The following is a 16,021-nucleotide window of genomic DNA, read 5'->3' as shown; positions in this document are numbered from 1 at the left end:
CTTAAAATAATTTGTTGATACTTTAATCTTATACCACAATAATATTTCTAAAGATAATTAAACATGTTTTATCGAAAAAAAATAGTCAGAAATGTAGCATCTTTGGGAATCATACAGGCTGTCAATTATATATTTCCACTTATTACGGTACCTTATATTTCAAGGATAATTGGACCTGATGGTTATGGTATAATAAATTATATTACACTTTTTGTAGCGTATTTCAATATATTGATTGCTTATGGATTTGATATGACTGCTACGAGAAGAATCGTTGGTCATTTGCATGATAAAGAATTAGTATCTACAATTTTTTCACAAGTAATTATATCAAGATTTTTTTTATTTATAATTTCTTTTTTTATTTTATTAATTTCCTCTATATACCTTGAAAAAATTCATGAAAATTTTTATTTATCCTTAATTATTTTCGGAAGCTTAATTGGAAATGTATTAACTCCCCAATTTATATATCAAGGATTTCAAAATTTAAAAATAATTTCTGTAGTTAGTTTTATTAAAGGATTACTAAATACTATCCTAATTTTTATATTGATAAAAAAGGCTGAAGATTATATTTATGTTTCTGTTGTAAGCACAGTTTTATCAATTCTTTGTAGTATATTTTTATTTTGGTTTGTATTTAAAAATTTTAATATAAAGTTAAAATTACAACCTATAAAAGATATATTTCAGCTTATATGGAAAGAAAAAATGATTTTTTTGTCAAATTTTGTAATAACGTTATATTCAGGTACCAATGTTATTGTATTAGGCTTTTTTGCTTCTAAAACTGAAATTGGTTATATTACAATTGCACAAAATTTCATGAATTTAGTGCTAATGGTTTTAACTATACCTATTGTTACATCTATTTTTCCGCATATTAGTGATAAATTTTCTCAAAATAAAGAATCAGGTATCTTAGAAGTGAGAAAGTTTTTTCCATTAATAATCTATATTACATTATTTGCATCAATTTTACTTTTTTTAACGTCAAAGTATTTAATATTATTAATGTATGGATCCAAATTTATTCCATCGATTGAAGCTCTTAGAATAGTTTCATTTGTGCCATTTTTAATGACTTTAACTAATTTAATGGGGGTTCAGATCATGGTAAATATGAGATTAGACAATCTTTTTTTTAGAATTACAGCATTTGGAGCTGTCGTTGGCTTAACAATCAATTATATTTTAAGCAAAAAATACGGTTATATTGGTACAGCCTGGAGTTTTTTAATAATTGAATTAATTATTACCATCGTTATGTTTTTACTGTTACAGCTAAAAAATATTAAGATAATAGATTTGAAATATTTTTCACTTAAAGGTATTTTTTCTAATCTAAAGAAATAATATAATTAAATCAACAAATATGATAATATTGCTTAAGTTAATTAATAAGTTAAGAATTGATTTTTTTAATTGGATATCATTTCAAATCAAATCTGTCCAGTGGAGATTAAATAACAAAAATAATTATACCTCTTTGGGTAAAAATATATCAGATTTAAATAAAATAAAAGTTGGCAAATATTCTTATGGAAGTATAAATGCTCAGTCTTTTGAAAATCCAAATGAAAAATTATTAATTGGAAATTTTGTAAGTATTGCTTCCAATGTATGTTTCATTCTAGGAGGAAATCATCAGATAGACACATTTACTACCTTTCCGTTGAAAACTTTTTTTGAAAAATTAAGCCCTTTGCAGGATGCCACTACCAGAGGCGAAATAGTGGTAGAAGATGAAGTTTGGATCGGCACAAATGTAATTGTAATGTCTGGAGTTACAATCGGAAAAGGAGCAATAGTTGCTGCAGGAAGTGTTGTCACTAAAAATGTGTCACCTTTTTCAATTGTAGGTGGAAATCCTGCAAAATTTATTAAATGGAGAATTCCTGAAGAACTAATAGAGTCTAGAATGAATGTCAACTTAATAGACTTTAATATAGATTTTATTAAACAGAATATGGATACTTTTTATAAAAAGATAGACCAAGAAGTTTTAGAAAAAATAAAGAGTAAAAATTGATATGCAAGTCTCTATAATCATTGTAAATTATAATACGAAAGATATAACGGAGAATTGTATAGCATCCATTATATCTCAAGCAAAGGACGTAGAATATGAAATTATCTTAGTAGATAATGCATCTTCAGATGGCTCAAAAGAATATTTTGAAAAGAGGAATGGAATTCATTATATCTATTCTAATGAGAATTTGGGATTTGGCAGAGCCAATAATCTGGGAGCAGAAAAAGCTAAAGGAGAACTTCTTTTTTTATTAAATTCAGATACTATCTTAATTGAAAATTCCATTAAAAAAATGTGTGATTTCTTTTACGAAAATGAGAATAAATTAAACATCGGAGTCTTAGGCTGTAAATTGATTGATGCGAGACACGATGTAGCACATTCCGGTGGATATTTTCCGACACCGTTCAGCGAATATCTTTTAATGTTTTCTTCATATTTCAAATTTAAAAATGCTGAATTTATTATTGATGAGAGCAAAGAATACCAGATGATTGAAAAAGTTACAGGAGCCGATATGTTGCTAAGAAAGACTGTTTTTGACTCGGTTTCCGGCTTTAGTCCTCTCTTTTTTATGTATTTCGAAGAGACGGATATGCAAAAAAGAATTTCAAAACGTAAATATAAAAATTATATTTACAATAATACTTCGATTATACATTTAGAAGGTGCTAGTTTTAATAAGGTAATTGCCAATTCAAAAAGAGTTATAGTACAAAGAAGCAAAAATTTGTATTTTAGAAGAAATTTCAGCAGCTATATTCTGTATGTCTTTGTAGATATGTTTTTTAATTTGCTAAGATTATTTAATTCAAATTATACCACGCATGAAAATATGATCTTTATAAAAGAAAATATAAAATCTTATTTTTCCAATAAGCGTGCTGCCAATAGTAAATATTAATAAATTTTTACAAACCTAAAGTGATAAAATTCAAATTAAGTAAAACAAATTTTATACTGTTAAATATATTTATTTTTCTGATCATCATAATCAGATCTATATATCTATATGATGTAGTGAAAAATAGAGAGATTTTTTTTGAATTAATTATGGCTTTTTTAAGCAGCTTTTTTTCATTATTTCCTTTTACTTTATCATGGTATAAGTTTGGAAGACCGAGACTTACAGATTGGGTCAAATTTTCTACATTTTTATATCTGATCTTTAATTATTATCTCGTTTCGGATAAATTTCATTTAAAGGATGTGGGGATTTACGGGGAAGTCTACGTTAATATTTCGTACATATATGATACTTTGGTCGTCATATTTATCGGACTGCTCACAATAAATATCATTGATTTAGTATTTTTAATTATTAATTTTAAAAATATAAAAGAAACAGCAAGTTTAAATCTAAAAGGTAACTATGTATTAAGAAATGAAAAAGTATTCATCTATATTTCCATCATTTTTATGTTGTTATCTTACTTTCTGCTTTTAACGGGGGTCATAGGATATGGAGGTGATGAAGAGGTTATTACGGGTACTTATTCTTTTTTAATACAAATTATCAGTTATTTTTCCCCTCTTTTTTATTTTACATATGTGATTATAAAATTCCTATCTGGTAATAATTCAAAATTATTTTCGAACAGTTTCAAATTATACAATGTTCTCTATATAGTTTTTGGTTTAATTGCTGGGATGAAGGGGATATTAATTTTCGGAATAGTATTATTTTTAATACCATTCTTAGCATCAGGAAGAGGTATTCCGGTTAAAGTAATCATACCTTTGATTTTGTTTCTAATGATTTTATATCCATTCAATAATAACTATCGTGAATCTTTAACTAAAACAGATTCTAAAATAGTTGCGATGCAAATTGCTGCTGTAAAAACTGTAAATATTGATTTTTCAGGCAGCTTGAATGAAAATACAAACAGCTATTCAGATCGGATCTCCATGTTTTCTTATTTATTGTTTTCAATTGAAAAAGAAAATGATTGGAATTTTTATAAAAATATGGAAAGGTTTGTATATTTACCTGTGAGTATGATACCCCGGGTATTTATACCCTCAAAACCAATTGAGGAAAATGGAGTACAATTACAAAAAATGATAGTAAACGGCGTAAAAAATTCGCCTACACCAACCGTATATGGATGGGCCTATCTGGAAGGTGGGGTAATTTTTGTTTTTTTACATATTGCTATTCTTTCTATTGTATTAAACATCATACAGTTTCTTCCATTTAAGGGCAGTATGTTTTATTTCATATTTTACTCTCAGGTTTTGATAAAAAGTATTATTATAGAGCAGGATGTGTATTTCTTTATTGCCACTTTATTTCAAATGATTTTTGTATACTATTTCTTTTCAAAAATCTTTTTCAAAAAAGTTATCAGTAAATAATTATCTTAAAAACGATGATGATAATTATTTTATTTTTATTGATCTTATTATTTACAGTAATCGAGCACCAGAGAAAAAATAATTTTCATCAGGCATTATTCATATTATCGCTTTTTTTTATTGTCTTATTGGAATCTATCAAGTTCGATTCAGGAATGGACTTTTGGAATACCTATAATCATTACCAGTTTTTTAAGTTAAATGATACAAGATATCGTTATGAATTTTTGTACAAATATTTAGTGTATTTTTTCAGAAATATTCTGAATTTCAGCTATCCATTTTTTTTGTTTTTTTATTATTCTGTCATTTATAGCTTATATTATTTTTCTTTAAATAAAATTACTAAATACCCAATAACTGGATTATTACTTGTATTTGCCTGCACAGTTGGACTTTTTGGGAGTAACCGACAGCTTTTAGCAATTGCAATTGGCTTTTTTGCATATATCTATTTTTTAAAGGAAAAGAAAATATCATATCTGGGTTTTATTTTAATTGCTACTTTTTTTCACTATTCTGCATTTATCTATGTTTTTTTGCTTTTTTTAGATAGAAGGATAAATGATAAAATTTGGATTGTTACACTATTTGCTTTATTATTATTAAATATTACTGGTCTTAATTTTACAATTTTTAATTTTGTAATTAGTAATTTTGCTCCTGAAAAAATATCACATATTATTAAAGGATATAATATGGGCTTTGCAAAAATGCAATCAAATTATTATATGTTTGTACTTGGAATTATAAGAAGAGGTTTACCGATATTTCTTATGATTCGGTATAAAAATTTTTTACAACATAAATCTTATTATCAATTATTATTAAATACTTTATTTTTTTCATTAGCTACCTATGTATTCTTCTTTGGAAAGTTAGAATACATGAGTTCCAGAGTTTCGGTATATTTTATAATTTTAGAAGTTATTTTATATGTTTGGCTTATTCCGGTTATGAATAAAATGGGGAAGAAAAATCTTTATTTAATTTTTTTACTTTTGTTTGCAGGTTTAGAATTTATCAAATATGTTTTTTCTGATCCAACTCCTTTTATTCCGTTCAAAACTTTATTCTTTTCTTTTTAAAATCATATGAAAGTCACTTTTTTTCAAAGATTCCCCAACCCAAAATTCTTAAGTATAGAAAAACTATTTTCCATACTTAATATTGAGATGATAAAAAGAGGGATTGATACAAAAAATATTTATGAAGTAAATCCTAATTTTTCATTGTTGGGATTTATAAAAACCAATCTTTTTTTTAAAAAAAATCAAAGTGAAATAAATCATATTACGGGAGCTATACACTGGTCTGTTTTTTTACTGAAAAGAAAGAATACGGTTCTTACCATACACGATGCCGGAAATATTTCGGAACTGAGAGGAATAAAGAAATATTTTTTTAAGCTTCTATGGTTTTATTTACCATTGAAAAAATTAAAATATGTAACGGTAATTTCTGAAAAAACCAAAAAAGAATTAGTAGCATTGTTTCCCTGGGCAGAAAGTAAAATAACAGTAATACCCAATTGTCTTACCATACCCTATCAGGATTTCGAAAAACCGGTTAATTCCAAACCAGTAATTCTGGCAGTCGGATATTATCCTAAAAAAAATCTTGACAGAATTTTACAGGCTATTATCGGTATTGATGTTAAAATAATTATTATTGGTTTGCTATCTCCCGAAAGAATAAAATTTTTACATGATAATAAAATTGATTACATTAATTTTGAAAGAGCGAGTGAAGATGAATTAATTCAAGCTTATAAAGATTCAGATATCTTATGTTTCCCTTCATTGTATGAAGGTTTTGGATTGCCTATATTAGAAGCACAGGAGATGAAGTGCTGTGTAATTACATCCAATATTAGTCCGATGAAAGAAGTTGCCGGAGACGGTGCTATACTTGTAAATCCAAACTCAGTGGAAGAAATAAGAAAAGCCATTAACAATATAATTTCCGATTCGGAATTAAAAAATAAATTGTTAGAATTAGGACAACAAAATGTTGTTAAATACCATCCCGAAGTAATAGCAGAACAATACATCAATTACTATAAAATGATCCTAGATCAAAAATAGTCTTTCTCTTATCTATGCAAAGATCAACAAGCTTAAAAATAGAAAATGAACACTAAAATTTTATATATATATAATATATTAAGACTTTTTTTACCTGAAACAAGTTTGTTTAGTCTTAAAAATAAAATACTTAGATTAGCTGGTGCAAAAATTGGAAATAATGTCAGAATTTGCTCTTCGGTAAAAATTTTAGGAGATGGCGATCTTGAAATTGGAGATAATGTATGGATCGGGATTAGTACATTAATTGTCAGTTCAAAATCAAGGCAAAATCCAAACGCGAAAATTACAATTGGAAGTAATATAGATATTGCTCCAAGAGTATACATAGGAACCGGTACTCATATTATAGATATTAATTCTGAAAATATAGCTGGAGAAGGAATAAGTTATGATATTATTATAGAAAATGGATGTTGGATATGTGCAGATTCTACTATCTTACCCGGTGTTAAGGTAGGCTCTAAAACAATTGTTGCTGCTAAAGCATTGGTTAATAAAGATTTATTAGAGAATTCTGTTTATGCAGGAATACCTGCGAAATTTATCAAACACGTTAAGTAATTTTAAGTAATAAAAACCTTTAAACAAAATTGCAGTAAAATGAAAGCAGTTTTCTTAATTATTGACTATGTTCCTCATCAGGAAAATACAATAAAAAAATTAGTTGAAAAAACTGACGGTGAAGTTTTAGCATTTCACGTTGCTCTTTTTGATAAAACTATTCCTGAAATAAAAAATTTTGAAACACATCAATATAATCAGTTTACCAAAGAAGACATTTTAAAAAAAATAAAAGACTTTCAACCGGATTTTATTGTTACCGCCGGTTGGATGATTAAGGAATTTATTTGGATTTGTAAACAGATTACAAAAGAAGGAAAAATACCTGTAGTTGCACAATCAGATACACCATGGTATGGAAAAATTACTCAAAAGATTAATAGTGCGATCAGTCCGTTTCACCTTTCAAAAGCTTTCACTCATTTATGGGTTGCCGGTTATTATCAATACGAATATGCACGAAAGTTAGGCTTCGATAATAACAAAATACTTCTCAATTCATTAAGTGCCGATGTCGAACTTTTCAATAGAGTCAATATTGAAGAAAAAAAGAAGAGTTATCCTAAAAATTTACTGTTTATCGGTAGATTCTCAGAAGAAAAAGGAATAAAAGAATTGTTAAACGCCTGGAAAGATATTCAGGATAAAAAACAATGGAACTTAGTTCTTGTAGGCAGAGGAGATATGAAAGACGAAATTAGCAAGCATAATGATATCATAGTAAAAGATTATATGAGCCAGGAAAATTTATTGCTTGAAATGCAAAATTCCGGAGCTTTTATTTTACCATCTACTTTTGAACCGTGGGCATTAGTAATACACGAAGCAGCTTCAGCGGGTTTACCTATTATTTGTACGGATGTTTGCGGTGCATCTCCTCATTTCGTAATTAATAATTATAATGGGTATAAGGTAAAACCTGATACAGCTTTATTAAAAAATGCTATAGAAAAGCTCATCAGTAAAACAGATGAAGAACTTCTCAATTTTTCTTACAATAGCAGAACTTTGGGTAATTCTATAACGCACGACACATCAATCGCTAATTTATTACAGGTAATTTCATGATACTTATAGATGCATTATATATAAATAATGGCGGAGGAAAAGTGCTTTTGGATTACTTAATCCAAGAGTTAAATAAACTGGATATTGAAATCTTTTATCTGTTTGATAAAAGAATTGAGAATACATATTATCCTGTTAACCCCAAAAGCCAAAAGTGTTTTTTAGAATCAAGTTTTACCAAAAGAAAACAATTTTATTTAGAAAATAAAGATAAATTTTCAAAAATCCTTTGTTTTGGAAATCTACCTCCAAACATAAAAATAAAAAATGCTACCGTCTATACTTATTTTCATCAGCCTTTATTCTTAGAGCTCCCCAAGAATATGCCTCTGAAAGACCGTATAAAATTCTGGATTAAAACTAAAATTTTAAATTCAATTAAAAAGAATACAGATTTCTGGCTTGTTCAATCTGAACTGATTCAGTCTGGCTTTAAGAATAAGTATAAGATAGACGGTGAAAAAGTTCTTTTGATGCCCTTTTATCCACCATTTAAAAATAGTAATGAAACGGTTGAAAGAAAAGAAAATACATACATCTATGTAAGTAATGCATCCATTCATAAGAATCATGTAAAATTAATTGATGCTTTTTGTCTTTTTTACGATACTTATAAAAAGGGTAGTCTTACAGTTACGGTTTCTGAGGAATTTAACGAAGTACTTAATTATGTAAAAGACAAACAGAACTTAGGGTATCCAATTAAAAATTTAGGATTTATCAAACGTGATGATCTTAAAAAGATCTATGAGTCTCATGAGTACCTTATTTTTCCTTCATTTGCAGAAAGCTTTGGTTTAGGCTTAGTGGAAGCTATAGAAAACGGCTGTAAGATTATTGGTGCAGATTTACCTTATACCTATGCAGTCTGCAAACCAAGTCTGGTCTTTAATCCTTTGGAAGTAGATTCTATTACTGAAGCATTATCACTATCTTTGCAAAAAAATACAATAAACTCAGAGTCTAAAGTAAAGAATGAAATTAATACATTAATTTCTTTACTTCATTAAAAATATAAATTATGGAAATACAGAATAAAGTCCTTCTTATCACAGGTGGAACAGGTTCATTCGGAACCGCTGTTTTAAGAAAATTCATCAATACAGACCACTTCAGAGAAATCCGTATTTTTTCGCGTGACGAGAAAAAGCAGGATGATATGAGAAACCAGTTTAGAAGCGATAAACTGAAATTCTATATTGGGGATGTAAGAGATTACAGAAGTGTAGAACCTGCAATGAGAGGAGTAGACTATGTATTTCATGCCGCAGCTTTAAAGCAGGTACCTTCCTGCGAATTTTTTCCAATGCAGGCTGTAAAAACCAATGTGGAAGGAACCCAAAACGTAATCGATGCCGCTGCAAAAAACAATGTGAAAAAAGTAATCTGTCTAAGTACAGACAAAGCAGCATATCCTATCAATGCAATGGGAATTTCCAAAGCAATGATGGAAAAAGTAGCCGTTGCCGCATCACGTAATCTGGAAAATACAACGGTTTGCCTTACCAGATATGGAAACGTAATGGCTTCCAGAGGATCGGTAATTCCATTATTTGTAAAACAAATTAAAAATGGTGAATCCATTACCATTACAGATCCGAATATGACAAGATTCTTAATGTCATTGGAGGAAGCCGTAGATTTGGTTCTTTTTGCTTTTGAACATGGAAATTCCGGAGACCTTTTTGTTAACAAAGCTCCTGCAGGAACCATTGGAGACCTTGCTCAGGCTTTAAAAGAAATGTTTAAGGTTGATAATCCGGTAAAAGTAATCGGGACGAGACATGGTGAAAAACTATACGAAACTCTTTGTACGCGTGAGGAAATGCTCAAAGCAGAAGATATGGGCGATTTTTACAGAATTCCTGCCGATAACAGAGATCTTAATTACGCACAGTATTTTTCAGAAGGAGTGGAAGATATTTCCAAAATAGAAGATTATCACTCTCATAATACAAAACAGGAAGATGTTGAAGGAATGAAAAAACTTTTATTAAAACTTCCCTTAATCAGAAAAGAGGTTTTAGGAGAAGATATAATGCAATATCCTGATTAATTTTTTATTATGGTGATTCCTGCAATTATAAAAGGAGGAAAATATTCTGACGAAAGAGGCAATTTGTTTTTTAACAATACCTTTGATGTTTCGGCAATTAAAAGAATATACTGTATCGAAAATAAAGATACAGATTTTATAAGAGGCTGGACAGGTCACAAAACTGAACAGCGATGGTTCTCGGCATTACAGGGAATCTTTATCATACGATTAATAAAAATTGATCATTGGGAAGCGCCCTCAAAAGATTCAGAAATTTTAGAATTTGAACTTCATGCAGATCAGTTGGATATTCTTCATATTCCTGAAGGATATGCAAGTGCTATTCAATCTAAAGTAGAAGGATCAAAATTATTGGTAATGGCAGATTATGCTTTGGGAGAAATAGAAGATGATTATCGATTTTCTATTGATTACTTTAAAAATTTATAACAATGAAAAAAGTAGGAATTACCGGACAAAACGGCTTCGTTGGTTCGCATTTATATAACACTTTGGGCTTACAGCCAGAAAAATTTGAAAGAATTTCTTTCGAAAGAGATTTTTTCGACTCTCCTGAAAAACTGGACGACTTTGTGAAGCAATGTGATGTCATTGTACATCTTGCAGCCATGAATCGCCATCCCGATCCAGAAGTAATCTTCAATAATAATGTAGAGCTTGTTAAAAAACTGACAGACTCTTTACAGAGAACGGGATCAAAAGCACACGTTCTTTTCTCTTCATCTTCTCAGGAAGAAAAGGATAATCTGTACGGTAAATCTAAAAAAGAAGGCAGGGAATTATTTGCAGACTGGGCAAAAAATAACGGAGGCAAATTTACAGGGATGATTATTCCTAACGTTTTCGGACCTTTTGGAAAACCGAATTACAATTCTTTCATTGCAACATTCTGTCATAAACTTACCCACGGCGAAAATCCTGTGATTGATAATGATGGAGAAGTAAAACTGATCTACGTCGGAGAACTTGTGCAGGAAATTATCAATCAGATAGAGATTTCAGAAACCAATGAATTATATGAAGTTCCTCACACATCCGTAAATAAAGTTTCTGAAGTTTTAGCTAAACTTGAAAATTACAAAAAACTTTATTTTGATAGCGGAGAAATTCCGGTGTTGGAAACGAAATTCGATCTCAATCTTTTCAATACATTCCGCTGCTATTTTGATATTAAAGATCATTATCCCGTAAAATTTACACAGCACACCGATCCGAGAGGAGCTTTTGTGGAAGTAATTCGTTTGGGAATCGGTGGACAGTGTTCTTTTTCCACTACCGTTCCGGGAATTACGAGAGGAAACCATTTTCATACAAGAAAAATCGAAAGATTTGCGGTAATTAAAGGCAAAGCCCTTATTCAATTAAGAAAAATAGACAGCGATGAGGTTCTGGATTTTTATTTAGACGGAAACGAACCCGCTTATGTAGATATGCCGATTTGGTATACCCACAATATTAAAAACATCGGAGAAGAAGAACTGTACACCATTTTCTGGATCAATGAACCCTTTAATCCGGAAGATTCAGATACCTATTTTGTAGAAGTTTAATAATATTAATTATAAACTTCACTGGCTTCTCCAATAAACAAACATTAAAAATTTATCTTTGCAAAGGCAAAAAAAATACAATGAAAAAACTAAAAGTAATGACGGTTGTAGGAACACGACCGGAAATCATTAGACTATCAAGAGTATTATCAGCTTTGGATGCTTCTGAAGCCGTTGAACATATTATCGTCCATACAGGTCAAAACTACGATTACGAGCTGAACCAGATCTTTTTTGAAGATTTGGGACTTCGCAAACCGGATTATTTTCTGGAAGCAGCAGGTAAAACAGCAACAGAAACGGTTGGGAATATTTTAATTAAAATAGATCCTTTGCTGGAAGAATTGCAGCCTGAAGCATTTTTGGTTTTAGGAGATACCAATTCATGTCTTTGTGCCATTCCTGCCAAGAAAAGACAGATTCCGATTTTCCATATGGAAGCAGGAAACAGATGTTTCGATCAGCGAGTTCCGGAGGAAACCAACAGAAAAATTGTAGATCACACTGCAGATATTAATTTAACGTATTCAGATATCGCAAGAGAATATCTTTTAAGAGAAGGTCTTCCTGCAGACAGAATCATCAAAACGGGTTCTCCTATGTTTGAAGTGTTGAATCATTATCTTCCTCAGATCGAGAGTTCAGATGTTTTAAGCCGTCTGAATTTAGAAGAAGGAAAATATTTTGTGGTATCATCCCACAGAGAGGAAAATATTAATTCTGAGAAAAACTTCAACGGATTAATAGAAAGTTTAAATGCCATTGCAGAAAAATTTGGCTATCCGATCATTGTTTCTACACATCCGAGAACCAGAAATATGATCGATAAAAAGCAGGTTGAGGTAAGACCGGAAATTCAGTTCTTAAAACCGCTTGGATTCCACGATTATAATGCGTTACAGATGAGAAGTTATGCGGTTTTATCAGATTCAGGAACTATTTCAGAGGAGTCCTCCATCTTAAATTTCCGTGCTTTAAATATCAGAGATGCACATGAAAGACCGGAAGCAATGGAAGAAGCATCCGTAATGATGGTGGGTTTATCTCCGGAAAGAATCTTACAGGGATTAACGCAGCTTCAGCAGCAGAAAGTAGGAACAGAAAGAAATTACAGACCGGTTTCAGATTATTCAATGCCGAATGTTTCAGAGAAAATGGTAAGAATTATTCTGAGTTATACGGATTACGTTAACAGAGTTGTTTGGAGCAAAAAATAATGAAAAATCTCTGGATCGCAACCGAACTTTTTTATCCTGAAGAAACTTCAACTTCTTTTATTCTTACAAAAATAGCAAACAGACTTTCGGAAAAGTATCATGTAAAAGTTGTTTGCGGAGATCCCGTGTATGACAAGCAAAAGAAAAGCAGTCATTTTAGTCTGGATTCCCGCGTAAATGTTCACAGAATAAAAGGATGGGGCGGAAACAAAAATAGTCTGTTGAGCAGATCTCTAAGATTTATATTTCTGTCTCTTTCTATCTTTTTCTATCTTTGGAAAAACGTTAAAAAGGGAGAAAAGGTTTTTATGGTTACGAATCCGGCGCCTTTAATTCTGCTTGTTTTAATCCTTAAAAGATTAAAAAAAATTGAATTAATTATTCTGGTTCATGATGTTTTTCCCGAAAATACCATTCCTGCAGGAATCATTAAATCTGAAAAGTCAGTATTATACAGAGTTCTGAGAAATATTTTCGACAAAGCGTATTCAAAGGCTGATCTGCTGATTACATTAGGCAGAGATATGCAGAAAGTTATTGAAGCTAAAATCAGAAAATATAACCGCCGTTCGAAAATTGAGATCATTGAAAACTGGGGCGATACAGAAGGTATTTATCCGCTTTTGAAAGAAGATGTATTTAATGAGGATTCATCTTTAAAAGACAGGATCATTTTTCAGTATGCCGGAAATTTAGGAAGAGTTCAGGGATTAATTGAATTATTGCATATTATAAAAAAAGTGAAAAACGACCGATTGGCTTTTCATTTTGTAGGAGAAGGTGCTGTTAAAGACACCATGATAGAATATGTAAAAGAAAATCAACTGACCAATGTTTTCTTTGATGGGGCTTATTCAAGAGAAGAGCAGCTTCAGGTATTAAACAAGGCAGATGTGTCATTTGTAAGTTTAGCGCCTAAAATGTTCGGATTGGGAGTTCCTTCAAAAACGTACAATATTTTAGCTGCCGGAAAACCTGTTTTATATGTTGGCGAAAAAAACAGCGAAATAGATTTACTTTTAAGAGACGAGAATATTGGATATTCATTTCAGCATTTCGAAGAGGAGAAGATTCTGGAATTTTTTAATTCTTTCGATGAAACGTCTGTTAAAGAATTAGAATTGATGAAAGAAAACGCGAGAAAAGTAGCAGAGGAAAAATTTTCAGAAGAGATTATACTGAATAAATTTTATAATATTATTTAAATGAAAGTGCTATTTACAGGAGCCAACGGTTTTTTGGGAAAAAATGTAATTCCTTTGCTTCAGAAGAAAAATTTTGAAGTAAAGACCTTTGGAACTTCCAATGCAGATTATATATTTAATATTACAAATACCATCAATCCTTTTGAAGAAAAGTTTGATATTATTTTTCATGCCGCAGGTAAGGCTCATTCTGTTCCTAAAACTCAGGAAGAAGAAAGTGTATTTTACAAAGTAAATTTTGAAGGAACAAAAAACCTTTGTAACGCTTTGGAAGAAAATCTGCCGGAATATTTTGTTTTTATAAGCACAGTGGCAGTTTATGGTAAAGATTTCGGTGAAAATATAACTGAAGATACGCCATTGGAAGGATACACACCTTACGCTAAAAGCAAATTGATGGCAGAGGAATTTCTTACTAAATGGAGCAAAGAAAAGAATGTAAAATTATTTATTCTCAGACCTTCTTTAATTGCAGGACCCAATCCTCCGGGTAATCTGGGAGATATGATTAATGCAATTAAATCCGGGAAATATTTTAATATTGCAGGAGGAACGGCGAGAAAAAGTGTATTCTGGGTGGAAGATTTTCCTGAGATTACCGTTAATATGTTGGGAAAAGAGGGTGGAATTTATAATGTTTGTGATGATGTAAATCCTGCTTTTAAAGAAATTTCTGAAAAAATCTCAGCCAAATTAAACAAGAAATCTCCGAAAAGTATTCCTTATTTTCTGGCTAAATCAATGGCTTTAGTGGGTGACTTATTGGGAAATAAAGCTCCAATTAACTCTTTGAAATTAAGAAAAATAACAGATTCTCTTACGTTTTCTAATGATAAAATAAAAAGAGAATTAAATTTTAATCCTTCAAACGTAATAGAAAAATTTCAACTGTAAACTATGGAATTTTCAATCGTAACAATTCTGCTTTTCATATCTATGCTCATCTATTTTAGAATAGCAGATAAATACAATATTATAGATAAGCCCAATCACAGAAGCGCACATACACAGATCACATTGAGGGGAGGAGGAATTATTTTTCCTGTTGCTTTCATTATCTTTTCTGCGTTTAATTTTAATGAAGTCATAGAAAACTACTGGTCATTTGGTTTGGGGTTATTGGCAATATCTGCCATCAGCTTTATAGATGATATTGTTACGCTTTCAAATAAAATTAGGCTGTCCGTTCATTTTATTTCTGTGGTTTTACTACTGTATTTTACAGGAGCCTTTAATGTAATGCCAATCTGGGTTTGGCCCATATTGTTTATTCTGATTATAGGAACCTTGAATGCCTATAACTTTATGGACGGCATTAACGGCATGACTGGTCTGTACAGCTTAGTCGGTCTATTATCCTTATTTTATATTAATGAAAAAATAATTTCATTTACCGATGAAAATTTTATTCTTTATCCCGTTTTAGCCTGCATCGTTTTTCTTTTCTTTAATTTCAGGAAAAAAGCAAAATGTTTCGCGGGTGATGTAGGAAGTATGGCTATCGCTTTTTGGGTAATCGGTCTTATTACCTTATTAATTATGAAAACTCAGGACTATAAATACATATTTCTTCTCTCTGTATATGGGATGGAAGTCGTCCTAACGATAATAGAAAGACTGCTGCTTAAAGAAAATATATTTGAGGCGCACAGAAGACATTTGTATCAGCTTTTTGCCAATGAAAAAAAAGTTTCGCATCTGCTGATAAGTTTTGTTTATGCTATAGTACAGGTAATTATAAATTTATTTTTAATACATTCACACTGGGCAATCTGGATTATTATTCCTGTGATTTTCATTCCGATAGGCAGTATTTATCTCGCATTAAAATGGAGCCTTAAAAAACAATATAAATTATAATAATAACTGATT

General features: G+C 30.4%; 16 protein-coding genes. All 16 read left to right on the top strand.

Translation table 11 applies throughout. The features are described 5' to 3' along the window. Positions 1-63: 63 nt before the first annotated feature. Complete coding sequence (locus BW951_RS18945) at positions 64-1,359, top strand: flippase (RefSeq protein ID WP_076395642.1); 1,296 nt, start codon at positions 64-66, stop codon at positions 1,357-1,359. A 19-nt stretch (positions 1,360-1,378) separates the two neighbouring features. Next, on the top strand, positions 1,379-2,035 hold the full coding sequence (locus BW951_RS18940; protein WP_084196488.1) for a CatB-related O-acetyltransferase: 657 nt from the start codon (positions 1,379-1,381) through the stop codon (positions 2,033-2,035). A 1-nt stretch (position 2,036) separates the two neighbouring features. Further along, on the top strand, positions 2,037-2,942 hold the full coding sequence (locus BW951_RS18935) for a glycosyltransferase family 2 protein (RefSeq protein WP_076395640.1): 906 nt from the start codon (positions 2,037-2,039) through the stop codon (positions 2,940-2,942). A gap of 116 nt (positions 2,943-3,058) precedes the next feature. Beyond that, the gene (locus BW951_RS18930) at positions 3,059-4,399 is read left to right on the top strand and encodes an oligosaccharide repeat unit polymerase (RefSeq protein WP_139326213.1); all 1,341 of its coding nucleotides are present in this window, start codon (positions 3,059-3,061) and stop codon (positions 4,397-4,399) included. A gap of 14 nt (positions 4,400-4,413) precedes the next feature. Next, positions 4,414-5,487, top strand: coding sequence for an EpsG family protein (locus BW951_RS18925; RefSeq protein WP_076395636.1), 1,074 nt, complete (start codon positions 4,414-4,416; stop codon positions 5,485-5,487). A 6-nt stretch (positions 5,488-5,493) separates the two neighbouring features. Next, on the top strand, positions 5,494-6,486 hold the full coding sequence (locus BW951_RS18920; RefSeq protein WP_076395634.1) for a glycosyltransferase family 4 protein: 993 nt from the start codon (positions 5,494-5,496) through the stop codon (positions 6,484-6,486). Positions 6,487-6,531: 45 nt separating this feature from the next. After that, positions 6,532-7,050 (top strand): acyltransferase, encoded by a 519-nt coding sequence (locus BW951_RS18915; RefSeq protein ID WP_076395632.1) that lies wholly within the window; start codon positions 6,532-6,534, stop codon positions 7,048-7,050. Positions 7,051-7,089: 39 nt separating this feature from the next. Continuing rightward, complete coding sequence (locus BW951_RS18910) at positions 7,090-8,118, top strand: glycosyltransferase (protein WP_076395630.1); 1,029 nt, start codon at positions 7,090-7,092, stop codon at positions 8,116-8,118. After that, positions 8,115-9,128, top strand: coding sequence for a glycosyltransferase (locus tag BW951_RS18905; RefSeq protein ID WP_076395628.1), 1,014 nt, complete (start codon positions 8,115-8,117; stop codon positions 9,126-9,128). The genes BW951_RS18910 and BW951_RS18905 overlap by 4 nt, the downstream gene beginning before the upstream one ends. 11 nt (positions 9,129-9,139) lie before the next feature. Next, positions 9,140-10,174 carry a polysaccharide biosynthesis protein gene (locus BW951_RS18900; protein WP_076395626.1) on the top strand — a complete coding sequence of 345 codons (1,035 nt, stop codon included), beginning with the start codon at positions 9,140-9,142 and terminating at the stop codon, positions 10,172-10,174. A gap of 9 nt (positions 10,175-10,183) precedes the next feature. Then, positions 10,184-10,606: a WxcM-like domain-containing protein gene (locus BW951_RS18895; RefSeq protein ID WP_084196487.1), complete on the top strand. Its 423-nt coding sequence runs from the start codon at positions 10,184-10,186 to the stop codon at positions 10,604-10,606. Positions 10,607-10,608: 2 nt separating this feature from the next. Further along, the gene (locus BW951_RS18890) at positions 10,609-11,727 is read left to right on the top strand and encodes a polysaccharide biosynthesis C-terminal domain-containing protein (RefSeq protein ID WP_076395624.1); all 1,119 of its coding nucleotides are present in this window, start codon (positions 10,609-10,611) and stop codon (positions 11,725-11,727) included. Between the two features lie 80 nt (positions 11,728-11,807). Further along, entirely contained in the window at positions 11,808-12,944 is a 1,137-nt protein-coding gene (gene wecB / locus BW951_RS18885; protein WP_076395622.1) for a non-hydrolyzing UDP-N-acetylglucosamine 2-epimerase, read from the top strand. Beyond that, positions 12,944-14,149, top strand: a complete 1,206-nt coding sequence (locus BW951_RS18880; RefSeq protein WP_076395620.1) for a glycosyltransferase family 4 protein — start codon at positions 12,944-12,946, stop codon at positions 14,147-14,149. The genes wecB and BW951_RS18880 overlap by 1 nt, the downstream gene beginning before the upstream one ends. Continuing rightward, positions 14,150-15,043, top strand: coding sequence for an NAD-dependent epimerase/dehydratase family protein (locus tag BW951_RS18875; RefSeq protein ID WP_076395618.1), 894 nt, complete (start codon positions 14,150-14,152; stop codon positions 15,041-15,043). 3 nt (positions 15,044-15,046) lie between these two features. Further along, on the top strand, positions 15,047-16,009 hold the full coding sequence (locus BW951_RS18870; protein WP_076395616.1) for an MraY family glycosyltransferase: 963 nt from the start codon (positions 15,047-15,049) through the stop codon (positions 16,007-16,009). Positions 16,010-16,021: the final 12 nt, after the last annotated feature.

Source organism: Chryseobacterium gambrini, from assembly GCF_900156825.1.
Lineage (GTDB): Bacteria > Bacteroidota > Bacteroidia > Flavobacteriales > Weeksellaceae > Chryseobacterium > Chryseobacterium gambrini.
This window is presented reverse-complemented; position numbering and strand designations above follow the sequence as displayed.

Bases quoted from the DNA above. Each gene is read 5' to 3' on its own strand.
- BW951_RS18920 (WP_076395634.1), top strand. From the start codon at position 5,494: ATGAAAGTCACTTTTTTTCAAAGATTCCCCAACCCAAAATTCTTAAGT.
- BW951_RS18940 (WP_084196488.1), top strand. From the start codon at position 1,379: ATGATAATATTGCTTAAGTTAATTAATAAGTTAAGAATTGATTTTTTT.
- BW951_RS18895 (WP_084196487.1), top strand. From the start codon at position 10,184: ATGGTGATTCCTGCAATTATAAAAGGAGGAAAATATTCTGACGAAAGA.
- BW951_RS18870 (WP_076395616.1), top strand. From the start codon at position 15,047: ATGGAATTTTCAATCGTAACAATTCTGCTTTTCATATCTATGCTCATC.
- BW951_RS18910 (WP_076395630.1), top strand. From the start codon at position 7,090: ATGAAAGCAGTTTTCTTAATTATTGACTATGTTCCTCATCAGGAAAAT.
- BW951_RS18875 (WP_076395618.1), top strand. From the start codon at position 14,150: ATGAAAGTGCTATTTACAGGAGCCAACGGTTTTTTGGGAAAAAATGTA.
- BW951_RS18905 (WP_076395628.1), top strand. From the start codon at position 8,115: ATGATACTTATAGATGCATTATATATAAATAATGGCGGAGGAAAAGTG.
- BW951_RS18925 (WP_076395636.1), top strand. From the start codon at position 4,414: ATGATGATAATTATTTTATTTTTATTGATCTTATTATTTACAGTAATC.
- BW951_RS18880 (WP_076395620.1), top strand. From the start codon at position 12,944: ATGAAAAATCTCTGGATCGCAACCGAACTTTTTTATCCTGAAGAAACT.
- BW951_RS18915 (WP_076395632.1), top strand. From the start codon at position 6,532: ATGAACACTAAAATTTTATATATATATAATATATTAAGACTTTTTTTA.
- BW951_RS18900 (WP_076395626.1), top strand. From the start codon at position 9,140: ATGGAAATACAGAATAAAGTCCTTCTTATCACAGGTGGAACAGGTTCA.
- BW951_RS18945 (WP_076395642.1), top strand. From the start codon at position 64: ATGTTTTATCGAAAAAAAATAGTCAGAAATGTAGCATCTTTGGGAATC.
- wecB (WP_076395622.1), top strand. From the start codon at position 11,808: ATGAAAAAACTAAAAGTAATGACGGTTGTAGGAACACGACCGGAAATC.
- BW951_RS18890 (WP_076395624.1), top strand. From the start codon at position 10,609: ATGAAAAAAGTAGGAATTACCGGACAAAACGGCTTCGTTGGTTCGCAT.
- BW951_RS18935 (WP_076395640.1), top strand. From the start codon at position 2,037: ATGCAAGTCTCTATAATCATTGTAAATTATAATACGAAAGATATAACG.